Source organism: Rossellomorea pakistanensis, assembly GCF_016908495.1.
GTDB classification, from domain to species: Bacteria; Bacillota; Bacilli; order Bacillales; family Bacillaceae_B; genus Rossellomorea; species Rossellomorea pakistanensis.
The window spans coordinates 1-1170 of sequence record NZ_JAFBDZ010000018.1 but is presented as its reverse complement, the minus strand read 5'-3'; the positions used below and the strand labels follow the sequence as shown (position 1 = coordinate 1170).

Here is a 1170-nt window from a genome sequence, read left to right as displayed (position 1 = left end):
TTCGGTTTGACCCCCTAATTCCTAACACCAGCTTCGGTAAGCTCGATTTTTCTTAGTTTCTCATTTTGGGGCAATTCCTTCTTCACTTTTTGCCGAGTATAGATGACTCCACTCCAGCGTCAAGCCCAAACCGCTTGACCCTTTCGTTCCATCATCTTAGGGGGCGGTTAGGTGAAGAAGGTGTTTCCCTGCCTGATTACAGGCTTATAGCCATTTCTTTAGGGAAACCAATATCTTTGTACTTCTCATAGAATTTATGGGGAGACATTCTTCCCAAACTTCCATGGTATCTGCGATTATTGTAAAACTCCATAAACTCATCGATCTCATAATAAGCTTCTTCAAAATACTCGAAATCATAACGACTGAATAGATCTCGCTCCAGGATACTGTAGAACGATTCAATGTAGGCATTGTAATTCGGTGATCTGGGTGGAATCCTTTCATGAAATACCTTATTTAACTCACAGAATTCACCAAATAGGTTACTTACAAACTGAGGGCCATTATCTGTCCTTATCACGATACAATGTCCATCTTCCTCCTCTGGAACCTGTAGTCCACGCCTGATCATCGCCTCTTTAAGCATTCCGGTTATATCCTTAGCCTTGCATCTTGGGCCTCTGTAATATCCTACAATGGCCCTGTCAAAGACATCGATAGCGCTTGCCACAAAGAAAAATCTTCCGCTTCCTGAGATGGAACCGTATTTAATATCAAGCTGCCAAAGCTGGTTGGGGGCAGTAACTAGGCGATTCCGGACAAGGCGTCTTGGATACTTGGGATTACCCGTACGCTGGGGAAGGAGAATCCCTAATTTCCTGCATAATCTAGCGACCTTTTTATGATTAATTTGAAGTTCGTGTACATCCTTTAGATAGTGAGTCAGATTCTTTATACCATAGGTGGCGCCATCTCCTTCTATCGCCTCCATTAGGAATTCCTCAATCTGCTCATCCGGAACGATACTTCCTGATCTTGCCTTCGAAAAGCCTGGGATCGGACGTCCCCTTTTCTTTTTTGTTTCAATAGCTTCTTCAATCCCCATATGGTAGTAATACAGGGATCTGTTAACCCCAGCTACCTCTGACAATTTTGTAATGCGAAACCCCTCCTTTGCCCATAGTCGAACTTCTTCTAAGACCATTAAGGCCGGTATTGGGTTTTTTT

At 43.2% G+C, this 1170-nt stretch carries 1 protein-coding gene; it reads right to left on the bottom strand.

Translation table 11 applies throughout. The features are described from left to right. Positions 1 to 196: 196 nt before the first annotated feature. A partial coding sequence (locus JOC86_RS24500; RefSeq protein ID WP_205176332.1) for an IS3 family transposase occupies positions 197 to 1170 on the bottom strand: 974 nt, incomplete at its 5' end.